The organism is Brucella pituitosa, assembly GCF_003049685.1.
In the GTDB taxonomy this organism is placed as follows: Bacteria; Pseudomonadota; Alphaproteobacteria; order Rhizobiales; family Rhizobiaceae; genus Brucella; species Brucella pituitosa.
This window is the reverse complement of sequence record NZ_PYSY02000002.1, coordinates 705,358-726,215: the sequence shown is the minus strand read 5'-3', so window position 1 is coordinate 726,215 and position 20,858 is coordinate 705,358. Positions and strand designations below refer to the sequence as shown.

Here is a 20,858-nt window from a genome sequence, read left to right as displayed (position 1 = left end):
TTTATAGATAGGCTTTAATAGATGAATAGAAATAGCCGCAGCAATGCGGCCATTTCTGTTTTTACTATCCTGCTCGAAGCAGGCGGATCGCTTCATCACGACCGAAAAGATAGAGAAGCACGCGCAGCGCTTGCCCGCGTTCGCCTTCAAGATCCGGGTCGCTTGCCAGAATATAACGTGCGTCTTTGCGCGCGATTTCCAGCAGGTCACCATGAGCTTCAATTGAAGCAAGCCGGAAGCCCGGTGTACCCGATTGCCTTGTGCCAAGCAACTCGCCTTCGCCGCGTAGCTTCAAATCTTCTTCGGCAATACGGAAACCATCTTCCGTTTCGCGCATCACCTTAAGACGTGCCTGACCGATTTCTCCCAACGGGCCTTTATAGAGCAGCAGGCAAGTGGATGGCTTGTCGCCACGGCCAACGCGCCCACGTAACTGATGCAGCTGTGAAAGCCCGAAACGCTCGGCATGTTCGATGACGATGATTGTTGCATCCGGCACGTCGACACCAACTTCAATCACGGTCGTTGCCACCAGAAGCCGTGTTTCGCCCTGCTTGAAGGCGCGCATGGCTTCATCTTTTTCCGTGCCATTCATGCGGCCATGAATGAGTCCGATCTTGTTGCCAAAAACAGGTTTAAGCGATTCAAACCGTTCTTCGGCGGAGGTCAGCTCAACGAGTTCGGACTCCTCCACCAATGGGCAGATCCAGTAAATTTTCTGCCCTTCCTGGACTGCCTTTCGGATGCGTTCAACAAGTTCGTTCATCCGCTCCATAGGCAGAATTGCTGTGGTGATCTTCTGACGCCCGGCTGGCTTTTCTGTGAGCTTTGAAACATCCATATCGCCAAAGGCCGTTAACACTAGCGTGCGTGGGATGGGCGTTGCTGTCATGACCAGCATATCGGGAGCAGTGCCCTTTGCGGTCAGCATCAAACGCTGATGCACGCCAAAACGATGCTGTTCATCGATGATAACGAAGACCAGATCGTGATATTCGACCTTCTCCTGAAACAGTGCATGCGTGCCGATGACAATATCGATTTCGCCACTTTTCAGACCTTCAAGAACAGCATTGCGCTCTTTGCCCTTATCGCGACCTGTAAGCAGGGCTGCTTTCAGGCCGACTTTTTCAGCCAAAGGTGCAATCGTTGCAAAATGCTGTCGCGCAAGAACTTCTGTGGGCGCCATCAACGCTGACTGCCCGCCGGATTCAGCGGCATGCGCCATAGAAAGCAGGCCCACGACCGTTTTTCCCGAACCGACATCGCCTTGCAAAAGCCGCAGCATACGCTCTGGCGATTTAAGGTCGGTGATGATTTCGCGCACGGCCTGCTCCTGACCTTTGGTCAGTCGATAGGGCAGGTGGCGCATGATTTCTGCAACAATACGTCCATTGCCTTCGAGTGGGCGACCCGAAAGGCGGCGCGTTTTGGCACGCACCAGCGCCAAAGCCAGTTGACCAGCCAGAAACTCGTCATAAGCAAGCCTGCGGCGCGTGATGCTTTCAAGGGCTATATCGCTCGGGTCTTCCGGGAGATGCATTGTAGCGAGCGCATCTTTGAACGAAGCAAAACGCTCGCGCGTGATCAGCGGCCCGTCTATCCATTCGGGTAGCACCGGCACGCGGGTCAGCGCTTCTTTCATTGCGCGGCCAAGGGTCTTGGATGAAAGGCCAGCCGTCAGCGGATAGACTGGCTCAACCATCGGCAGATTGGCTGCGTCTTCCAAGCTCGCAATATAATCGGGATGCACCATCGAGGCGCGCCCGTTGAACCATTCGACCTTGCCGGAAACGATGACGGTTTCGCCTTCAGGCAACATCTTTTCAAGCCATGGCAATTGCGCATGAAAGAAGGTGAGAATGATTTCACCGGTATCGTCATGGGCAATGACACGATGCGGAACGTTGCCTCTCCCACGCGGGGCGGGCTGATGCTGATCGATCATCACTTCCAGTGTAACGATCGCGCCTTCCTGCGCAAAAGCGACGCCGGGACGGTTGCGCCGGTCGATCACACTATGCGGTGGCAGAAAGAGAAGCTGGCCAACTCTCGGCTCCGCACCGGGAACATCAGTGCCCAAAAGTTTACCAAGCAAGGCAGCCACTTTCGGGCCAATGCCGGAAAGCGAGCGGACGGAAGCGAAAAACGGATCAAGCACAGACGGACGCATGGCGGCGAGCATTAACTGCTTTGCTTTTCTGCGCAAGCCTTTGAAATGATTTTGTACTATTTTTGTTCTTGTTGCCTAAATGGGTTCCCACTTGCGCCGTAGATGCTATATACCGGCAGCATATTTTGTTAATGGAGCGCTCAAACAATGACTGGCAGCACACTTGCGGCAGGAAATCTTGATGTAAGGCGTCGCAAGCTTCTGTTTCGCGCCTGGCATCGCGGTATGCGCGAGATGGATCTGATCCTCGGGCAATATGCCGATCAGTATCTTCCAGCCTTCACCGATGCACAACTCGATGAGTTTGAGCAGATTCTTGAAGTTCTTGATCGCGATCTTCTGAAATGGGTGACAGGCGAAAGCGAAACACCGCAAGAATATGATACGCCTTTGTTTCGAGACATTATCGCTTTCCGCGACCGCATAGAATTCTGAGAATAAGTCCCCATGCCCGTATTCAGCAAACTCGGTCTTAAAACCAGTCCAGGCGTCAAAAGCAGCAAGCATATCGTAATCGACGGCGTTGCCGATGGTTTCGAAGCGTTTTGCCTTGCGCGTCTGGTCGAGGAGATCGGTGAGCGCGGGCCTGTTCTGTATATCGTCCGTGACGGTCAGCGCATTGCCGATCTGGAGCAGGTGCTGAATTTCGTTTCGCCCGATCTGCCGGTTCTGCATCTGCCGGCATGGGACTGTCTGCCCTATGATCGTGTGTCGCCGGGAGCAGACGCATCGGCGCGCAGACTTGCGGCACTGGCCGCATTGGCTTCGCTGAAGAAGTCGCCGCATCCGGCAGTTATCATCACAACGGCGAATGCCATTTTGCAAAAGCTGCCGCCACAGGCAGCAATTGCCGAGCAGGTAATTTCGGCGCGTCCCGGCAACCAGCTCAACATGAACGATCTGGGTGCGCGGCTGGAACGCAACGGTTTTGAACGTGTCTCGACTGTGCGTGACATCGGCGAATATGCGGTTCGTGGTGGCATTCTCGATCTTTATGCGCCGGGTTCAGAAGAACCGCTGCGTCTTGATTTCTTTGGCGACACGCTGGAAACAATCCGCGCTTTTGATCCGGCGTCGCAACGCACCACGGGCGCGCGCAAGGAATTCGTACTCCAGCCGATGAGCGAAATTTCGCTTTCGCCGGATATGATCAGCCGCTTCCGCAAAAACTATGTGGCGATGTTTGGCGCACCACAGCGCGATGATGCGCTGTATCAGGCAATCAGTGAAGGTCGTCGCTTTGCTGGCATGGAACACTGGCTGCCACTGTTCTACGACAATCTTGAAACGGTATTCGACCATGCGGGCGATATGCCGGTGGTGTTCGATCATCTGGTGCATGAGGCGCTGACCGAACGCCATACAATGGTCGTCGATCATTATGAGGCACGTCTCAGGCAAGCAGAAGGTAAAGAGCCGGGCAGCGATGCCATTCCCTACAAGCCGGTCAAGCCGGAAGCGCTTTATCTGACACCAAGGGAAGTCGAAGCGGTTGCCGCGTCGACGGGTCTGCGTATCGATCTTACGCCATTTGGCACACCAGAAGTCTCCGGTCGGACGGTCGTTCATGCCGATGTGCATAAGGGCCGTAGCTTTGCGGAAGAACGTGCTGCAACCGATGTGAACCTTTTTGAAGCGGTGGTGAAATACATCGGCGATCTGCGCGGGGCTGGCAAAAAAGTACTGGTTGCTGCATGGTCTGAAGGCTCGCTCGACCGTCTCTTACAGGTGCTGGACGAGCACGGCCTTGAGAAAATCGAAACTGTTGATCGCCTTTCGACGGTTAAGGCGCTTTCACGTGACAAAATCACAGCAGCCGTTCTTGCGGTCGAAAGCGGCTTTGATGCAGGCGATCTGGTCGTCGTTGCCGAACAGGATATTCTTGGTGACCGTCTTGTACGCCGCACCAAGCGCCGCAAACGCGATCAGGATTTCATTTCCGAAGTGGCGTCGCTCTCAGCGGGCGATATCGTCGTCCACGTCGATCACGGTATCGGGCGGTTTATTGGTCTCAAGACGATCACGGCGGCGGGTGCGCCACATGATTGTCTGGAGATACATTATGCCGGCGATGATCGGCTGTTCCTGCCGGTTGAAAATATCGAGTTGCTTTCTCGCTTCGGCTCGGAAGGGTCTGAAGCTGTTCTTGATAAGCTTGGCGGCGGCGCATGGCAGATGCGCAAGGCCAAACTCAAGAAGCGCCTGCTTGAAATCGCCGGTCATCTGATCCAGATTGCTGCTGAACGGCAGATGCGTGGCGCGCCGTCCATGACGCCGCCCGATGGACTTTATGCCGAATTTGCCGCGCGCTTCCCTTATGATGAAACCGAAGATCAGCTGCGTGCGATTGATGCCATCACTGACGATCTTGCGGCAGGCAAGCCGATGGATCGCCTCATCTGCGGTGACGTCGGTTTTGGCAAAACGGAAGTGGCACTGCGCGCAGCTTTTGTTGCTGCTTTGAGCGGCTTTCAGGTGGCGGTGGTCGTGCCAACGACACTTCTGTCGCGCCAGCATTTCAAGACCTTCTCTGCGCGGTTCCATGGTTTGCCGGTCAATGTGGCTCATGCCTCGCGGCTTGTGGGTACAAAAGAACTGGCCGCTACCAAAAAGGGGCTGGAAGATGGCACGGTCGATATTGTTGTGGGCACTCATGCGTTGCTCGGCAATTCGATCAAGATCAAAAATCTTGGCTTGCTTATCATCGATGAGGAACAGCATTTTGGGGTTAAGCACAAGGAACGGCTGAAGGAGCTGAAGTCGGACATTCATGTGCTGACGCTTTCAGCAACGCCAATCCCGCGCACATTGCAGCTGGCTCTGACAGGTGTGCGCGAGCTCTCGCTGATCACGACGCCGCCCGTTGATCGTATGGCGGTGCGCACTTTCGTCTCCCCTTTCGATCCGCTTGTAATCCGTGAAACATTGCTGCGCGAACGCTATCGTGGAGGCCAAAGCTTCTATGTTTGCCCGCGTATTGCCGATCTCACCGAGATTGAAGAGTTTTTGAAGGAACATGTGCCGGAGCTGAAAGTGGCCGTGGCTCATGGCCAGATGGCGCCGGGCATACTCGATGACATCATGAATGCCTTCTATGACGGGCAATATGATGTGCTGCTCTCCACGACCATCGTTGAATCCGGCCTCGATATTCCGACGGCCAATACGATGATTGTGCACCGTGCCGATATGTTCGGTCTGTCGCAGCTTTATCAGTTGCGTGGACGTGTTGGTCGCTCCAAGCAGCGTGCATTTGCATTGTTCACACTCCCTGCCGGACGCACACTGACCGCCACTGCCGAACGTCGCCTTAAGGTTCTGCAATCGCTCGATACACTTGGCGCAGGCTTCCAGCTTGCAAGTCACGACATGGATATTCGCGGTGCGGGCAATCTGCTCGGCGAAGAGCAGTCGGGTCACATCAAGGAAGTCGGCTTCGAACTATATCAGCAGATGCTGGAAGAGGCGGTCGCGACGCTCAAGGGTACAATTGAGGTTGAAGACAGCCAGTGGTCGCCACAGATTGCGATTGGTACAGCTGTCATGATCCCGGAAGCTTATGTGCCTGATCTGCAATTGCGTCTTGGGCTCTATCGTCGTCTGGCCGATCTTGAAGAACCGCAGGATATCGACGCCTTTGGCGCAGAACTGATCGACCGTTTCGGCCCGATGCCGGAAGAAGTGCAGCACTTGCTCAAGATCGTCTATATCAAGGCGCTTTGCCGCCGCGCCAATGTCGAAAAGCTCGATGCCGGTCCAAAGGGCGTGGTTATCCAGTTCCGCAATGCAACCTTTGCAAACCCGGTTGGGCTGGTGAAGATGATCGGCGAGCAGGGCTCAATGGCCAAGATCAGACCGGACCAAAGCATCGTTTTCATCCGCGACTGGGCAACACCGGAAAAGCGGTTGAACGGCTCGGCAGTTATCATGACTCAGCTTGCAAAAATCGCGGCTGGTGGCTGAGATACACAGAGATTAAACATTGAGGGTTCGGAGCCAATCCCCCGGCTCTGAAGTTTAAAACGGAGAGAACTTTGATGCTTAAGAATGCTTTGCGCGTTTCCTGCGCTGCTGCCGCACTCGTATTGGTTTCTCAATCGGCTTTCGCTCTGTCTACGCCTAATTGCAAGGTGCAGGAGATTGAGAATTTCGTTAAGAACTTCAGCCACGATATCGCGATTCAGGAAGCTTCTACCGCAAAGACAGTCATCTTTGAGAGCATGGATATGGAAGCCGACCCTGAGCCAAAGAAGGTCAGTAGGCAAGTTCCTCTTGCTGACGTTGAATGGCCGGTGATGCCAGACGTGGAAACGCTGGCCGGAAGAAAACGGCAGGCTGAGTACAAAGATGGTGAGAATGGTAACAAGATTGTCGTGATCAAAGGCACTGACAATGGTGAATACATGGAATTCGAATTTGCCAAGCAGCCATGCTGGACTCTGGTTCGCGTATCCGACGAAAGCATGTAAGAATTTTCTTGATGTTTAAGCCAAAAGCCCGCGCATCCGGATGGAGCGCGGGCTTTTTATTGTATAGCTCTGTTTTCAGCGATCTTCAGAAATTCCTGGTTCAAAGCCTTCCGCAGTCTGCTGAATGGCATCAGCCAGAACAGCCGCAGACTGCGCACCCATGACTGCATATTTCTGATCGATAATGAAACAGGGAACGCCGCGCACGCCGATGCGATTGGCGGTGTCAATTTCCTCACGGATCGTGGCCTTATCGGCATCCGTTTGCAGAAGCCGGGCGACGACTGGCGCTTCCATGCCGATGCTTGCTGCGGCATCAACGAGCACGTCATGGTCACCGATGTCCTGTCCCTGCTCGAAATAGAGTGAGAACAGTGTGCCAACGAGCTTATCCTGCTTTCCCGGACCAGCTTGCGCAGCCCAATGGATCAGACGATGTGCATCAAGCGTGTTCGGTGCCCGCGTGATAGCCTCGAAATCGAAGACGATGTCGTTCTCTTCGCCAAGCTCAGTGAGTTGCTTGTGAATGTCGTCAATCTTCGAGCCAGTGCCGAATTTTTCGCGCATATAGGCCTGACGATCTTTGCCCTGCGCAGGCAAAGACGGGTCCAGCTGATAAGGGCGCCAGCGGACCTCGGCATCGACGTCGGGCGCTAGTGCAAGGGCCTGTTCCAGCCTTTTGCGGCCAAGGAAGCACCATGGGCAGACGACATCTGAAACAACATCGATGGTGATTTTTCTTGCGGTCATAAAGGTGCTCCGTTCGACGAGCAGGAGACGTATTCTCCTGCTCGCTTATCTTTATAATTCCAAAATGTAGGGTGAATTACGGCCTTATCAACTGACGCTATTGGGCGACCTGCCACCATGTGGGAAGCTGATAGCCATACAGCGATGTTTTCGCCGGATGTCCGATCCGATCCCAGCGCGCTACCCACTGATAAGGCAGATAATAGAGCGGGATATAGTAGTCTCCGGATATGAGAATGCGGTCGAGCGCGCGAACGGCGCTGACGAAATCCTCACGTTTGCGTGCGGCAAGCATTGCTTCGATCATGGCATCCACCGCCGGATCGGCAACGCCGGGATAATTGAAGCTACCCTGAGCTTCGCGCGATGCTGAGCCCCAGCGCTGCCATTGTTCGTTGCCCGGTGATAGTGAGCCGGTCAAGGCGCCGAGGATCATGTCATAGTCAAAGGTCTGCAGGCGTTGCTGATATTGTGCATCGTCGGCACTGCGAATTTCGGCATCGATACCAAGGCGTCCAAGATTACGCTTATAGGCAAGTGCTACTTTTTCCTCGTCTGGCGAGCGTGTCATGATCTCAAACTGCAAAGGCTTGCCGGATGGATCTATCGCTTTGCCGTGCTCGAAAGAGAAACCCGCCTCAATCAAAAGCTCGTAGGCTGCCTTTGCCGGTCCGCGATCATGACCACTCCCATCTGTGGTCGACGGATGCCACGTTCCATCCAGAACGTCCTTTCGAACGGCATCGGGGAACGGTTGTAGCAACTCGCGTTCGCGCGCGCTTGCAGGCTTGCCAACGGATGACAGCTCTGAGCCTTCCCAGAAGCTTTGCAGGCGGTTGTACTGATCAGCAAAGAGATTGCGATTGGCCCATTCGAAATCAAACAACAGTCCCAGCGCCTGTCTCACGCGGCGATCTTCGAAAACCGGACGACGCGTGTTGAAGACAAAGCCCAGCATGTTTGCCGGTGTACCTTTCTCGAAGTTCTCTTTGATGACCTTTCCCTGTGTCACAGCCGGGAAATCATAGAACTTCTCCCAGCGTGTCGGGTTGCCTTCAAGAAACACATCGAGCAGTCCTTTCTTGAAGGACTCAAACAAGGCCGTTTCGTTGCGATAATATTCGATGCTCAGGGTTTCAAAATTATCGAAACCGCGTCGAACGGGTAGGTCCTTGCCCCAATAGTCAGGATTCAGTTTATAAACGATGCGCTGGCCTGGTTGTACGCCAGATACAATGTAAGGACCGCTGCCGACCGGCGCTTTAAGCGTCGAATTGCCGAAAGTCGCAGGATCGATTGCATGCTTGGGAAGAACCGGCATGGTTGCAGCAATCAGCAGCGGGAATTCGCGGTCTGACTTGTCATTGAAGACAAAGCGCACCGAACGTTCACCGGTCTTCTCGATCTTTTCAATCCGGCTCATACGATTGTTGTATGGTGGACGACCTTTCTCGGTCAGAATGTCGTAGGTGAAAATGACATCATCCACGGTGACAGGCTCACCGTCGGACCATTTGGCTTTCGGGTTAAGCGTAAATTCGACCCATTTTCGTTCCGGATCGACTGCAACTTTTTCAGCAAGCAGCCCATAAAGGGTAAACGGCTCGTCGCGTGAACGCTGCATGAGCGTTTCATAGAGAAGATTGCCAAAGTCGAGATCGCCGAACAGGCCGCGGGCGGTCGTGCGCATACTTTTGAGCACGAATGGATTGAGACTATCAAATGTCCCGACCACACCCATTTTAAGCGCGCCACCTTTGGGCGCATCCGGGTTCGCATAAGGAAAATGCGTAAAATCAGCGGGCAGGGCCACGTCGCCATGCATTGAAAGCGCATAATTGGGCGAAGCGTTGTTTTCCGCTTGTGCTGAAGCAATGCTCGCAAAGATGCCAATCAGGCTTGCTAAAGCTGTGTTGCGGAAAAGAGCAAACAATCCAGTCAACTTTCTCGCGTCCCCGTTCAACTTGATAGGTCCATTGTAAATAAGTGTGAGTTTAGTATCGATTCGTGTGGCGAAATTAGCATGAACCTTGCATTTGTGCGGATTAAGAGCGTGTCTGGCGCGTGACAGTGCAGATTAAAACAAAAAATATGGCGTATTTTGCTGTCTGAATGTGGTCGACCATCTGGATTCATAGCTGAAGTCGTTGTAACACGGCCCTCGGATTGGGATGATAAGTCCCGGAGGTCACGCTGTTGCCGCATTTTCAAATCAGTGACGGTCTATCGCTGACTCAAACCAGAGACCGGAAGATCAAAGCCTTGGAAGGAAACTGTTGATCATGACCAGCACGAAGACAATCGCTGCCGCATCTGCATTTGCTGGCGCGTTCGCCCTGCTTGCTTCTGCGACGATGCCTGCAGCCGCACAGCAGCAGCCGCCACAGGGCTGGTTCAAGGTTTGCTCGAAGCAGGAAGATAACGACATCTGCAACACGCAGAACATTATCACTGCTGACTCCGGCCAGCTGCTGACCGCTGTCAACCTCATCGAAATCAAGGGCAAGATCAATCGTAAGATTTTTCAGGTCACCGTACCGATTGGCCGTTTGATCCCTGCTGGCGTCGGTTTGCAGATCGACAACAACAAGCCAACCAAGCTTGAATACGGCATCTGCTTCCCGGATCGCTGCATTGCGGAAGCTCCGCTTTCCGACGATCTGATCAATGCTCTCAAGAAGGGCAGCAAGGTAACTCTGACTTCGGTCAACTACCAGAACAAGCAGAACCCGATTCCAGTTGCACTGACCGGCTTCTCGGCAGCTCTTACGGGCCCGGGCCTGAAGCAGTCTGAACTTGAAGAACGTCAGAAAGAACTTCAGGACGCTGTTGCAAAGCGCCAGAAGGAATTTGAAGAAAAGATGAAGGCTGAACAGGCCAAGGCAAAGGGTGCAGCTAACTAAGCTGTTCTGATGCAAGGAATTTAAAAGGGCGCTTCAAAGCGCCCTTTTTTGTTGCACTATTCAATGAAAGAACCCGTAATACCAAAGTTCATTGAGTGAAACTCATTGGACTTTGGTTAAGCCTGAGTGGCAATTGAACTTTATCAAGGCGTGATGCGTTGGCATCTTGAGCCGCCTTGGTATAAAGCTCAGTTTGCGTGCAGTTTTACACGATATGATCCGTTTTCCAGGCGCTCAAACATGTCGTTGAGCTGTGGATGGCGAAGCGGTTCATCGCTGAGATCAGGAACAAGGTTCTGTTCCGAAACATAGGCCACATATTCCGACTCTGAATTCTCAGCCAGCAAATGGTAGAATGGCTGATCGCGACGCGGACGCCCTTCTTCGGGAATGGATTCATACCATTCTTCCGTATTGGCGAATTCCGGATCGACGTCGAAAATGATCCCGCGGAAGGGAAACAGTCGATGCTTGACCACCTGTCCGATCTGAAACTTAGCGTGTTTTATCTGTGCCATACTCATAAGACATATGTAGTTCACCGCGCGCCGAAATAAAGCTGCGGGAGGTTTCAGGGTCGATTATTGGAGCGCTTTATTGCTTTGGTGACGTTTTCCCGCGTTCGGCCAAGCTTGGAAGCTTGGGCATAAACTGCGAAAAACCACTGCCGGGACGCAAACCCTCGCGCATGAAGAATGCTCTGAGCGGTGCGAATGAACGCAGCATTTCGAGGCCCACGCCGCGCGCAATCTGTGCTGGCAGCATTGGTGACAGTAGCGACCGGTTCAATGCATCAACAGATCCTGTGCGCGCCAGAATATCTGGGCGGCGGCCGCGATCATAAGCGCGCGTGACACGATCCGAACCGGGATCCGATGGATCACTTGTAATGGCCTTCACAAGCGTTTCCACATCGCGCGTCCCGAGATTAAGGCCCTGCGCGCCGATTGGGGGAAACACGTGAGCAGCTTCGCCTATCAGCACCGTACGCTTGGCGGCAAAAGCATGCGGAACCAGACCAGACAGAGGCCATGCCTGTGGACGGATGTCCAGAGTGACCTTACCGAGCATGGACTGCATCATTTCTTCAATGCGCTGACCAAGCGTTTCATCATCAAGTGCGAGCAGCGTTTCTGCACGTCCAGGATTAACCACCCAGACAAGGCTGGAACGCTTGCCCTTGAGCGGAACCTGTGTGAACGGCCCTTCTTCGGTATGAAACTCGGTCGAGATATTTTCATGATCGACCGTATGGCTGAACGACAGCACAACAGCTGTCTGCGGATAGCTCCAGCGGCGCGTGCGAATGCCTGCGGCTTCGCGTGCGGCTGAGTTGCGGCCATCGGCAGCAACAACAAGGCGGGTGTGGAGCGTATCGCCGCCTTTGAGCGTGATCGTTACGTGATCGTCGTTGTTACGATATTCGATGGCCGGAAGCGTGATGCGCTCAATCGCGCTGTTCTTCTCAACCGCTTCCGCAAGTTTCTGATTGAGTGCCGCATTTGGAATGTTGTAGCCGAAAGCCACTTCATCAATCTCGCCAGCGCGAAATGTAACCGCCGGGCTGCGGATGAGACGACGGGTTGCGTCAACAATGCGCATCGAGGCGAGAGGAGCTGCTTCCGGAGCAATGTCGCCCCAAACGCCAATCTCTTCGAGAAAGCGAATTGCAGGCATCATGAGTGCGGTCGTGCGACGGTCGCTTTTGTCGGTTTCAGGGCCTAGCAACGCTGTCCGATAGCCTTTTGCACTCAACGCAAGTGCTGCCATCATCCCGGCTGGTCCACCGCCACTGATGACGATCTCGGTGAGGGGCTTATCGACAACCACGTCATTCATCGTATTCTATCCTTCGCCAAAATGCTGGCCGAAAGCGATTCTTATTCGTTCTGGTTCAGCCGCACTTAAACGCAAATAGGCCGAAAAGGCCAATGTCGCGTTAATTAAAACCTAATCTTTGGTGGAATGAGGGCGGTTTTGTCTCATGACTTACTTGCTCTTTTCGCCTTATTCGGGGAAAGCTTTATGCAAGATCACGACTTTTTGGCTCAGAGCCTCAGAGTTATATTGGCTGACCCGCACCCGGCAGAATGAACGCTGGAAGATTGAGGGCAGCCTTCAAGAGAAATGGCGAACGGCGTGAAAACCAGACTGACCGGAAAACTCAAAGCCAAGAAAGTGACAGCGCCGCAGGCAAAGGCATTTTCTGTTCATCTTCTCACGGCATCAGGCTCGTTTCTTGCGTTTCTGTCGATCGTTGCGGCGAGTGATGGCCGCTACACCGCAATGTGGTGGTGGTTGGGTCTGGCTCTGTTCGTCGATGGTATCGATGGCCCAATCGCGCGCAAGCTCGAAGTCAAATATGTGCTGCCCAACTGGTCCGGCGAATTGCTCGACAATATCATCGACTATGTGACCTACGTTCTGATACCGGCCTTCGCGCTTTATCAAAGCGGTTTTATGGGGACAAACCTGTCCTTTATATCTGGCGCAATCATCGTGGTTTCGAGCGCTATTTACTACGCTGACACGGGAATGAAGACGAAAGAGAATTTCTTTAAGGGGTTCCCGGTTGTCTGGAACATGGTGGTGTTCACGCTCTTTATCGTCAGACCCGGCGAGTGGGAAGCTTTCGCCATCGTCGTTGCTTCAGCGATCCTCTCTTTCCTGCCGATCAGTTTCCTGCATCCTGTGCGCGTGGTGCGTCTGCGTCCATTGAACCTGACTGTCTTCCTACTGTGGTGCGCTTTCGGTGCGGCAGGCCTGTATTACACGCTGGATGCACCGCTCTGGGTGCGTGTCGGTATCACTGTGACAGGGCTTTATATCTACTTCATCGGTGCCATCATGCAATTCTTCCCCAATCTTGGTCGGACGGCTGCGGTGATTGCCGCTGAAGCTGCGAGTGCCAAGAACACAACGACTGGAGAAGCATCATGATCAATGCAATTCGTGTCCATCAGACGGGTGGTCCTGACGTTCTGCAATATGAACAGATTGAAATTGGTGATCCAGGTCCGGGTGAGGTGAAGGTGCGCCACGAGGCAATTGGCCTGAACTTCATCGATGTCTATTTCCGCACCGGGCTATACAAGGCGGCACAGATGCCGTTCATTCCCGGCAATGAAGGCGCAGGCATTGTCGTTGCTGTTGGTTCTGGCGTCGATGACATCAAGCTTGGTGATCGTGTCGCCTATGCTGCGACACCGGGTTCTTATGCCGATGAACGTATCCTGCCTGCTAGTCGTCTATTGATAGTGCCGGAAACGATTGAGCTGAAATCGGCTGCTGCGATGATGCTCAAGGGGATGACGGCGCAATATCTGCTGCGTCAGACCTTTGTTGTTAAACCCGGCCACACGATCCTCTTTCACGCGGCTGCAGGCGGCGTTGGCCTTATCGCAGGTCAATGGGCCAAGCATCTTGGTGCAACCGTCATCGGAACGGCGGGTTCAGAAGACAAGATCGCGCTAGCCAGGGCGCATGGCTATGACCATGTCATCAACTATCGCACGGAAAATTTTGTCGAGCGTGTCAAGGAACTGACCGCCGGCGAAGGCGTGGATGTTGTCTATGACTCGGTTGGTCGCGACACCTATATGGGTTCGCTCGATGTGTTGAAGCCGCTTGGCATGTTTGCGTGCTTCGGCCAGTCTTCCGGAACAATCCCGCCATTTGATCTGAACATTCTTGCGCAGAAGGGATCGCTTTTTGCGACCCGCCCTACATTGTTCAACTACGTGGCGAAGCGCCCCGATCTGGAGAGAACCGCAAACGATCTCTTTGACGTTGTGGCAAGCGGTGCAGTCAAGATTGAGATCAAGCAGTCTTATGCGCTCAAAGATGTGCGCAAAGCGCATGAAGATCTGGAAGCACGCAAGACGACGGGGGCGAGTATCCTGCTCCCATAGTGGGTATGAAATTGTGCCTTGGAAATATCGGCGGTGTGCATATGTCCTCCGCCGATTTCTTTTTGGCTTTTCAATTGCGATCTTGCTGGATAAGGTCTTAAAAAAATAAATTCGGGGAACAATGTCAGCGCCTTTATCCGACCGGCCTCTTTTGGATGTCCGCCGGCTCACCAAAGTATTTGGTCAACTCAGAGCCTGCGACGCGGTAGATCTCGTCATTGCAGAGGGGGAAATCCACGCGCTTCTGGGCGAAAATGGTGCTGGGAAATCCACCTTCGTTAAAATGCTATTCGGCGCGTTGCAGCCGCTGGAAGGCGAAATCGTCTGGAAGGGTGAACGCGTCACCATTACCCAGCCCGGTACAGCAAGGAAGCTGGGCATCGGTATGGTTTTCCAGCATTTCTCCCTGTTTGACTCGCTGACTGCGGCCGAGAATATTGCCCTGTCTCTTGATGGTTCACTGCCGCTCCCTGAAGTGGCGAAGCGTGCCCGCGAGATCGGAAAAGCCTATGGCCTGCCGATTGATCCGCAGGCGCATGTTGGCGATCTTTCGGTGGGCGAGCGTCAGCGTATCGAGATTGTGCGTTGTCTCCTGCAAGAGCCGGATCTGATCATTCTCGATGAGCCGACTTCAGTGCTGACACCACAGGAAGCTGATCGTTTATTTGAGACGCTGGAGCGCCTGAAATCAGAAGGCAAGTCGATCCTTTATATCAGCCATCGCCTTGAAGAGGTGAAGCGGCTGTGTGACCGCGCGACCGTGCTTCGTCATGGTAAGGTGGTCGCGCATTGCGATCCGCGAGAGCAAACTGCGGCGTCGCTCGCCCGCATGATGGTTGGCAATGATATCAAAGTCGTAGCGCGCAGACCGATTGATGTGGCTGAAACTGCGGCCACGCTACTGTTTGAAATCAAAAATTTGTCTCAGGCCCCGCGCGGCCCGTTTTCGACCGCTCTCAACAATATCTCGCTTTCGGTAAAGGCAGGTGAAGTTGTTGGTATTGCAGGTGTGGCGGGCAACGGGCAAGGCGAGTTTTTTGAAGCTGTCTCCGGTGAGTTTCTTCAATCATCAGCGTCTGCCGTGCGCATTCGCGGCAAGGATGCAGGCAAGCTCGGTATCAGCGAAAGACGTTTGATGGGCGCAGCCTTTGTCCCCGAAGAACGACTTGGCCATGGTGCCGTGCCATCCCTGCCGTTGACGGATAATCTCTTCCTGTCGCGTTATAAGACTGATGCGAAAGCGTTTTTGCGCGGTGGCAAACTGAAGCTGATTGCGGAAAGCGCTCTGCGCTCGGCTGCAAAGCGCATTATTGAAACGATGGACGTTCGCAAAAGCGCTGAAAACCCGCCAGCTTCAGCATTGTCTGGCGGGAATCTTCAGAAATTCATTATTGGCCGTGAACTCGATCGCTCTCCGTCTGTCATGGTTGTAAACCAGCCGACATGGGGCGTGGATGCAGGCGCTGCGGCGCATATCCGTCAGGCACTGCTCGATCTGGCCCGTTCCGGCTCTGCCGTTCTCGTCATTAGTCAGGATCTCGATGAACTGCTTGAAATCAGCGACCGTATTGCTGTCATGAACCATGGTGCGCTTTCTGATCCTATGCCCATTGCCGAAGTGACGCTGGAAAAGATCGGCCTTCTCATGGGCGGTGTATCCGGCACGGATCAGGCAGGGGCAGCATAATGCGGATAGAACTTGTCAAACGGCCTCAGCCTTCAAAAATCTTCAGTGCAGTTTCACCTTTGCTGGCGCTTGCGCTCACGATGGTCTTTGGTGGCCTCGCTTTTGCACTGATGGGCAAAGACCCGTTTCAGGCGCTTTACGTCTTTTTCGTTGAGCCGTTGCTTGATGTGTGGTCGTGGCATGAGTTGCTGGTCAAGGCGACGCCGCTTATCCTGATTGCGGTGGGTCTCTGCGTCTGTTTCTTATCCAATAACTGGAATATTGGAGCTGAAGGTCAGTTCATTATCGGTGCAATAACCGGCTCCATTTTACCGGTCATGTTTCCTGAATTGCAGCTCTGGATCGTTTTGCCGCTGATGATGCTGATGGGCATGGCAGGTGGTGCCGCCTATGCGTCCATTCCGGCGCTGCTCAAGGTTCGTTTCAACACCAATGAAATTCTGACGAGCCTTATGCTGGTCTATGTCGCGCAGCTGTTCCTTGACTGGCTGGTGCGTGGACCATGGCGCAATCCTGAAGGCTATAACTTCCCGGAAACACGCCAGTTCAATCCGAGTGCAGTATTGCCGGAAATCTGGAGCGCATCGGGTCGCGCCCATTGGGGCTTCATCTTTGCAATCATTGCCGCTGTTGCTGTCTGGTTCCTTCTGGCCAAAACGCTCAAGGGTTTCGAGGTCAAGGTCATCGGGCAAAGCCCAAGGGCAGGGCGGTTTGCTGGCTTCAGTTCCGGCAAGCTGGTCTTCTTTGTCTTCGCTGTTTCAGGTGCGCTTGCGGGTCTCGCCGGTATTGCGGAAACATCGGGTGCCATTGGCCAGCTTCGTCCAGTCATTTCACCCGGTTACGGTTTTACGGCGATCATCGTTGCCTTTCTTGGTCGTCTTAATCCACTCGGGGCCATAGCCGCAGGTTTTGTGCTTGCGCTGTCTTATCTGGGCGGCGAGGCCGCACAGGTTGCCATCGGCATATCGGAAAAATCGGCCCGCGTGTTTCAGGGCATGATCCTGTTCTTCGTGCTCGCCTGCGACACACTCATCCATTATCGCATCCGCTTTGTAGCGGGCCGCACAGCAGGAAAGGTGTGATTAATGGATCTGACACAGGCAATCCTTCTCACCATTGCAACTGCTGCAACACCTTTGCTGATTGCAGCGATTGGCGAACTTGTCGTCGAACGCTCTGGTGTGCTGAACCTTGGCGTCGAAGGCATGATGCTGATGGGTGCGGTTTCGGGCTTTGCCGCCGCACAATATACAGGCTCGGCCTGGCTTGGCATGATCGCCGCTATCTTTGTTGGTAGTCTCTTTTCAGGCATTTTTGCATTCCTGACACTGACGCTTGTGACCAATCAGGTTGCGACGGGGCTGGCGCTGACCATTCTCGGCATCGGTGCTTCGGCTATGCTCGGCGAGAGCTTTGTCGGTATGCCGGGTGTGCGGCTTGAGGCAATCAGCATTCCATATCTCAGTGATATTCCTTATGTTGGCCGTTTCCTGTTCGGGCAGGACCCGATCTTCTATATCTCCATTCTGCTGGTTATTGGCGTGACATGGTTCCTGTTCCGCACCAGAGCGGGGCTGCAATTGCGTGCCATTGGTGACAGCCATGGCTCGGCGCATGCGCTTGGCGTGCATGTGGTGCGCACCCGTTATCTCGCTGTGTTGTTTGGTGGTGCTTGTGCAGGGCTTGCCGGTGCGCAGCTTTCGCTCGTTTATGTGCCGCAATGGGTCGAGAACATGTCGGCAGGGCGTGGCTGGATCGCGCTTGCACTTGTTGTATTCGCGTCATGGCGTCCGTGGCGCGTGCTGATTGGCGCTTACCTGTTTGGTGCGGTTACAATCGGTCAGTTGCACGCGCAGGCGCTTGGTTTCGGCCTGCCATCGCAGTTTTTGTCGGCTTTGCCTTATCTCGCGACCATTGTGGTTTTGGTCATCATCTCGCGCAACAGGCGTTTGACGATGATGAATACACCTGCGTCGCTCGGTAAATCTTTCGTGCCAGACAGATAATGGTTTTGAACGGCGGTCTGGCTCCCACAGTCTGCCGTTTTATTTTGAGGGTGAAAAAAGGAGCGCAGGGAACATGAAAAAGACGCTGTTGGCAATCGCCACCGCGGCCAGCTTTATGCTTGGTGGGGCGGCACATGCAGAAGACAAACTGAAGATCGGCTTCATCTATATCGGACCTCCAGGGGATTTCGGCTGGACATACCAGCACGACGTTGCCCGCAAGGAGATGATCGAAGCTCTTGGCGACAAGGTCGAAACGACCTTTCTCGAAAACGTACCGGAAGGTGCGGATGCTGAACGTTCGATTGAGCGTCTGGCGCGTGCAGGCAACAAGCTGATCTTCACGACCTCTTTCGGTTACATGGACCCGACTCTCAAAGTCGCTGCCAAGTTTCCGGATGTGAAGTTTGAGCACGCAACTGGCTACAAGACCGCAGATAACATGGCGGCCTACAATGCGCGCTTCTATGAAGGCCGCTATGTACAGGGCCAGATTGCAGCCAAGCTGTCCACCAAGGGCGTCGCAGGCTATATCGCGTCAGTTCCAGTGCCGGAAGTTGTACAGGGCATCAACGCATTCATGCTCGGTGCACAGTCGATCAACCCTGATTTCAAGGTCAAGGTCATCTGGGTCAATTCGTGGTTTGATCCAGGCAAGGAAGCGGATGCTGCCAAGGCTCTCGTCGATCAGGGTGTAGACATTCTCACCCAGCATACGGACTCGACCGCACCAATTCAGGTTGCGCATGAGCGCGGCATCAAGGCTTTCGGTCAGGCTTCGGACATGATCAAGTTCGGCCCTGAAACCCAGCTGACGGCGATTGTTGACGATTGGGGTCCATATTATATCGACCGTGCCAAGGCTGTGCTTGACGGTTCGTGGAAGACCCAGAACATCTGGTGGGGCATGAAGGAAGGCCTCGTGAAGATGGCGCCTTACACCAACATGCCGGACGATGTTAAGAAAATGGCCGAGGAAACCGAAGCCAAGATCAAGTCGGGTGAACTTAAGCCGTTCACTGGCCCGATCAAGAAGCAGGACGGCTCCGAGTGGCTCAAGGAAGGCGAACAGGCTGACGACAAGACCTTGCTTGGTCTGAACTTCTACGTTGCTGGCGTTGACGACAAGCTGCCGCAATAAGCTATGACAGGCTTAAAGGAAAAGGGCGCTTCAAGCGCCCTTTTTGGTTTTTAATCAGCGGACTATTTGCCCTTATTAAAGCGACAATTTCATACCTTCGTGACTGTCAACAAAGCCGAGAGACTTGTAGAAGCGTATCGCGTCGGCACGAGATTTATCGGTCGTAAGCTGCACCAAACCACAGTTGCGTTTGCGACATTGCTCAATTGCCCATTCAATCATTTGTCTGCCTATGCCACCGCCACGTATATCACTGGTGATGCGCACGCTCTCGATCTGCCCGCGCCACATGCCTTTGCGCGATAATCCCGGAATGAAGCTGAGCTGTAAGCAGCCGACTACTATCCCGTCACGCTCGACCACGGCAAGCAATTGGTTGGGATCGTTGTCTATGGCTTTGAACGTGTCAATGTAGCATTGGTTCAGCGGGCTGCTGTTATCCTCGCGCGTGGCCCCCAGCGCGTCATCCGCCAGCATGGCTACAATCGCCGTAAGATCGGCGTCAATGGCTTTGCGAATGGATATGGTGGTATCGGTCATGATAAACTTCCACGGGCTTGGATTCTGAAAAAACAAGCCTATGTGTTCGCACACCTTTACGAAAGCCAAAACAAAAAAACCGGAGCAAAGCTCCGGTTTAAAAGTTCGCTCAGCCGAACTTATTCGGCTGCATCGGCAGGTGCTGCATTGAGCATGCCGTAACGTTCTTCGCCAATCTTGGCGAGCAGATCGAGCTGGGTTTCGAGGAAGTCGATGTGACCTTCCTCATCCGCCAGAAGCTCGTCAAAAAGCTGCTTGGAAACATAGTCACCAAGTTCATCGCAGATTTCGCGGGACTTCTTGTAGGATGCGCGAGCGTCGTATTCGCCTTTAAGATCGCATTCCAGAACTTCCTTGACGTTCTGTCCGATGCGCAGTGGCGCAAGCGTCTGCAGGTTCGGATGGCCTTCAAGGAAGATGATGCGGTCGATCAGCTTGTCCGCATGCTGCATTTCTTCGATGGATTCTTCACGTTCTTTCTTTGCAAGACGCGTGAAACCCCAGTCGTTGAGCAGACGATAGTGCAACCAGTACTGGTTTACTGCACCAAGCTCGAGAAACAGTGCCTCGTTAAGCCGCTCGATGACCTTTGGTTCGCCTTTCATTCCATGAACTCCCGAATTTGTCTCGTAGAGAACGCACACGATCCATGAACAGGACCACGTTTTCGTCCATTTGGTTGTGACGAAGATGGTATTCTTCAGTCACCCTTATGATCGTTTCTACGACGTTTGGGAAGCAGCCACAGCAGCGACCGCTCTTGGACATGGCGTTATAGACGGTGCCAGGTACGATTAATCGCCAGCAATCTTCGTCAAGAAGCTGCGTAACGACGATCTCAATATCTTTTTCGGTAATAACGTTGCAGCTGCAGACTAGCATGAAAAGTAAACTCCAGCATCTGCAATGCTATGTGATTGTATAAAATTCACAACGCGGAGTGACGCACTTTGTTCGTTGCTATTGTTATCGCTAAAAATGCCGCTTATCGCGCCGATTTTTACTTCAATATTGGCAAAATGCCGTGTTGAACCGAACAAAGGTTCCTCCAATCGCAGGGGTTAAAGGCCCGAACATCAAAGGTAGTCTTGGGTAAGTCTTTAAAAACCCACCAATTTAAGTCAGGTTATGGCTGGGGTGGGGTGGTTCTGTCAAATTTTATGTTTTTGAAACGTTCTAAAAATCAACAACTTAGAATTATTCTAAATATGAGTTAAGCACCCATCTTTAAACGTTAATTAGACTTTTACATGGGGCAAAACAGGGCAGTTTTTGCCC

Annotated in this window: 18 protein-coding genes; 10 read left to right on the top strand and 8 right to left on the bottom strand. The window is 53.4% G+C overall.

Annotated features, from left to right (window positions below):
- Positions 1 to 64 precede the first annotated feature (64 nt).
- Positions 65 to 2,185, bottom strand: coding sequence for an ATP-dependent DNA helicase RecG (gene recG, locus C9380_RS15655; RefSeq protein ID WP_210249771.1), 2,121 nt, complete (start codon positions 2,183 to 2,185; stop codon positions 65 to 67).
- A gap of 135 nt (positions 2,186 to 2,320) precedes the next feature.
- Here recG and C9380_RS15650 point away from each other — a divergent pair, with 135 nt between their 5' ends.
- The 3 genes from C9380_RS15650 to C9380_RS15640 all read left to right on the top strand — a co-directional run bounded on the left by C9380_RS15650 (position 2,321) and on the right by C9380_RS15640 (position 6,642).
- Positions 2,321 to 2,608: an FAD assembly factor SdhE gene (locus C9380_RS15650; RefSeq protein ID WP_100557135.1), complete on the top strand. Its 288-nt coding sequence runs from the start codon at positions 2,321 to 2,323 to the stop codon at positions 2,606 to 2,608.
- 12 nt (positions 2,609 to 2,620) lie between these two features.
- Positions 2,621 to 6,136 carry a transcription-repair coupling factor gene (gene mfd / locus C9380_RS15645; RefSeq protein WP_111786421.1) on the top strand — a complete coding sequence of 1,172 codons (3,516 nt, stop codon included), beginning with the start codon at positions 2,621 to 2,623 and terminating at the stop codon, positions 6,134 to 6,136.
- A gap of 74 nt (positions 6,137 to 6,210) precedes the next feature.
- Complete coding sequence (locus C9380_RS15640; protein ID WP_024900258.1) at positions 6,211 to 6,642, top strand: hypothetical protein; 432 nt, start codon at positions 6,211 to 6,213, stop codon at positions 6,640 to 6,642.
- A 75-nt stretch (positions 6,643 to 6,717) separates the two neighbouring features.
- On the opposite strand, the gene C9380_RS15635 is transcribed toward C9380_RS15640, so the two are convergent.
- Positions 6,718 to 7,392 (bottom strand): DsbA family oxidoreductase, encoded by a 675-nt coding sequence (locus C9380_RS15635; RefSeq protein ID WP_024900259.1) that lies wholly within the window; start codon positions 7,390 to 7,392, stop codon positions 6,718 to 6,720.
- Positions 7,393 to 7,489: 97 nt separating this feature from the next.
- Positions 7,490 to 9,217 (bottom strand): extracellular solute-binding protein, encoded by a 1,728-nt coding sequence (locus C9380_RS15630; RefSeq protein ID WP_084486995.1) that lies wholly within the window; start codon positions 9,215 to 9,217, stop codon positions 7,490 to 7,492.
- 457 nt (positions 9,218 to 9,674) lie between these two features.
- On the opposite strand from C9380_RS15630, the gene C9380_RS15625 reads away from it, so the two are divergent.
- Positions 9,675 to 10,295, top strand: coding sequence for an invasion associated locus B family protein (locus tag C9380_RS15625; RefSeq protein ID WP_024900261.1), 621 nt, complete (start codon positions 9,675 to 9,677; stop codon positions 10,293 to 10,295).
- A 188-nt stretch (positions 10,296 to 10,483) separates the two neighbouring features.
- Here the strand turns inward: C9380_RS15625 and hspQ are convergent, their stop codons facing one another.
- Positions 10,484 to 10,819: a heat shock protein HspQ gene (hspQ, locus tag C9380_RS15620; protein WP_024900262.1), complete on the bottom strand. Its 336-nt coding sequence runs from the start codon at positions 10,817 to 10,819 to the stop codon at positions 10,484 to 10,486.
- A gap of 70 nt (positions 10,820 to 10,889) precedes the next feature.
- Positions 10,890 to 12,134, bottom strand: a complete 1,245-nt coding sequence (locus tag C9380_RS15615; RefSeq protein ID WP_128093961.1) for a UbiH/UbiF family hydroxylase — start codon at positions 12,132 to 12,134, stop codon at positions 10,890 to 10,892.
- 288 nt (positions 12,135 to 12,422) lie between these two features.
- Between C9380_RS15615 and pcsA the strand changes: the two genes are divergently transcribed.
- The 6 genes from pcsA to C9380_RS15585 all read left to right on the top strand — a co-directional run bounded on the left by pcsA (position 12,423) and on the right by C9380_RS15585 (position 19,040).
- On the top strand, positions 12,423 to 13,235 hold the full coding sequence (gene pcsA / locus C9380_RS15610; protein WP_111786425.1) for a phosphatidylcholine synthase: 813 nt from the start codon (positions 12,423 to 12,425) through the stop codon (positions 13,233 to 13,235).
- Positions 13,232 to 14,206: a quinone oxidoreductase family protein gene (locus tag C9380_RS15605; protein WP_100557131.1), complete on the top strand. Its 975-nt coding sequence runs from the start codon at positions 13,232 to 13,234 to the stop codon at positions 14,204 to 14,206. The genes pcsA and C9380_RS15605 overlap by 4 nt, the downstream gene beginning before the upstream one ends.
- A gap of 121 nt (positions 14,207 to 14,327) precedes the next feature.
- Entirely contained in the window at positions 14,328 to 15,893 is a 1,566-nt protein-coding gene (locus tag C9380_RS15600) for an ABC transporter ATP-binding protein (RefSeq protein ID WP_128093960.1), read from the top strand.
- Positions 15,893 to 16,975 (top strand): ABC transporter permease, encoded by a 1,083-nt coding sequence (locus C9380_RS15595; RefSeq protein ID WP_128093959.1) that lies wholly within the window; start codon positions 15,893 to 15,895, stop codon positions 16,973 to 16,975. The genes C9380_RS15600 and C9380_RS15595 overlap by 1 nt, the downstream gene beginning before the upstream one ends.
- A gap of 3 nt (positions 16,976 to 16,978) precedes the next feature.
- On the top strand, positions 16,979 to 17,899 hold the full coding sequence (locus tag C9380_RS15590) for an ABC transporter permease (RefSeq protein ID WP_100557128.1): 921 nt from the start codon (positions 16,979 to 16,981) through the stop codon (positions 17,897 to 17,899).
- 73 nt (positions 17,900 to 17,972) lie between these two features.
- Entirely contained in the window at positions 17,973 to 19,040 is a 1,068-nt protein-coding gene (locus C9380_RS15585) for a BMP family ABC transporter substrate-binding protein (protein WP_128093958.1), read from the top strand.
- Between the two features lie 75 nt (positions 19,041 to 19,115).
- On the opposite strand, the gene C9380_RS15580 is transcribed toward C9380_RS15585, so the two are convergent.
- The 3 genes from C9380_RS15580 to C9380_RS15570 form a co-directional block, all read right to left on the bottom strand.
- The gene (locus tag C9380_RS15580) at positions 19,116 to 19,580 is read right to left on the bottom strand and encodes a GNAT family N-acetyltransferase (protein WP_128093957.1); all 465 of its coding nucleotides are present in this window, start codon (positions 19,578 to 19,580) and stop codon (positions 19,116 to 19,118) included.
- A gap of 119 nt (positions 19,581 to 19,699) precedes the next feature.
- On the bottom strand, positions 19,700 to 20,185 hold the full coding sequence (bfr, locus tag C9380_RS15575; RefSeq protein WP_024900271.1) for a bacterioferritin: 486 nt from the start codon (positions 20,183 to 20,185) through the stop codon (positions 19,700 to 19,702).
- Positions 20,151 to 20,462, bottom strand: a complete 312-nt coding sequence (locus C9380_RS15570) for a (2Fe-2S)-binding protein (RefSeq protein WP_084486986.1) — start codon at positions 20,460 to 20,462, stop codon at positions 20,151 to 20,153. The genes bfr and C9380_RS15570 overlap by 35 nt, the downstream gene beginning before the upstream one ends.
- Positions 20,463 to 20,858 lie beyond the last annotated feature (396 nt).

Coding starts and splice junctions, on each gene's coding strand:
- C9380_RS15625 (WP_024900261.1), top strand. CDS start 9,675: ATGACCAGCACGAAGACAATCGCTGCCGCATCTGCATTTGCTGGCGCG.
- recG (WP_210249771.1), bottom strand. CDS start 2,185: ATGCTCGCCGCCATGCGTCCGTCTGTGCTTGATCCGTTTTTCGCTTCC.
- C9380_RS15600 (WP_128093960.1), top strand. CDS start 14,328: ATGTCAGCGCCTTTATCCGACCGGCCTCTTTTGGATGTCCGCCGGCTC.
- hspQ (WP_024900262.1), bottom strand. CDS start 10,819: ATGAGTATGGCACAGATAAAACACGCTAAGTTTCAGATCGGACAGGTG.
- C9380_RS15605 (WP_100557131.1), top strand. CDS start 13,232: ATGATCAATGCAATTCGTGTCCATCAGACGGGTGGTCCTGACGTTCTG.
- C9380_RS15630 (WP_084486995.1), bottom strand. CDS start 9,217: ATGCATGGCGACGTGGCCCTGCCCGCTGATTTTACGCATTTTCCTTAT.
- C9380_RS15595 (WP_128093959.1), top strand. CDS start 15,893: ATGCGGATAGAACTTGTCAAACGGCCTCAGCCTTCAAAAATCTTCAGT.
- C9380_RS15590 (WP_100557128.1), top strand. CDS start 16,979: ATGGATCTGACACAGGCAATCCTTCTCACCATTGCAACTGCTGCAACA.
- C9380_RS15570 (WP_084486986.1), bottom strand. CDS start 20,462: ATGCTAGTCTGCAGCTGCAACGTTATTACCGAAAAAGATATTGAGATC.
- C9380_RS15650 (WP_100557135.1), top strand. CDS start 2,321: ATGACTGGCAGCACACTTGCGGCAGGAAATCTTGATGTAAGGCGTCGC.
- C9380_RS15580 (WP_128093957.1), bottom strand. CDS start 19,580: ATGACCGATACCACCATATCCATTCGCAAAGCCATTGACGCCGATCTT.
- bfr (WP_024900271.1), bottom strand. CDS start 20,185: ATGAAAGGCGAACCAAAGGTCATCGAGCGGCTTAACGAGGCACTGTTT.
- C9380_RS15635 (WP_024900259.1), bottom strand. CDS start 7,392: ATGACCGCAAGAAAAATCACCATCGATGTTGTTTCAGATGTCGTCTGC.
- pcsA (WP_111786425.1), top strand. CDS start 12,423: ATGGCGAACGGCGTGAAAACCAGACTGACCGGAAAACTCAAAGCCAAG.
- C9380_RS15585 (WP_128093958.1), top strand. CDS start 17,973: ATGAAAAAGACGCTGTTGGCAATCGCCACCGCGGCCAGCTTTATGCTT.
- C9380_RS15615 (WP_128093961.1), bottom strand. CDS start 12,134: ATGAATGACGTGGTTGTCGATAAGCCCCTCACCGAGATCGTCATCAGT.
- mfd (WP_111786421.1), top strand. CDS start 2,621: ATGCCCGTATTCAGCAAACTCGGTCTTAAAACCAGTCCAGGCGTCAAA.
- C9380_RS15640 (WP_024900258.1), top strand. CDS start 6,211: ATGCTTAAGAATGCTTTGCGCGTTTCCTGCGCTGCTGCCGCACTCGTA.